This window comes from Rhizobium sp. SVR5-9E (genome assembly GCF_056755095.1).
On sequence record NZ_JBNDHS010000440.1, the window covers coordinates 1 to 269 of the forward strand.

Consider the following 269-nt stretch of genomic DNA (forward strand, 5'->3'; position numbering starts at 1 on the left):
CCCTTGTCGAGGCCGAGCGCCGCGAGCGTTTTTGCCCCGATTGTGCCGGGATACTGGATCTCCAGCGTCCGATCGGCCTGAAATTTCGAGAGGGCGGCGATCGTATTCCTGCCGAGAACGCCATCGGCGCCGGCGCTCCCGACGCTATAGCCAAGCGCAATCAAGCGCCGCTGCACTTCTTGCACGGTCGTATCCATTTTAATGCTCCAATGGAAAAGGGCCGCCGAAGCGACCCCTAGGGAAATTCTATATGATGATGAGTTTAGAGT

The 269-nt window shown here is 58.0% G+C and carries 1 protein-coding gene; it reads right to left on the bottom strand.

Features of this window, described 5'->3' with window-relative positions; all coding sequences use genetic code 11:
- The coding region (locus tag ACPYOJ_RS35535; RefSeq protein ID WP_481420415.1) for a peptidoglycan-binding domain-containing protein at positions 1-197 on the bottom strand (197 nt) is incomplete at its 3' end.
- Positions 198-269 lie beyond the last annotated feature (72 nt).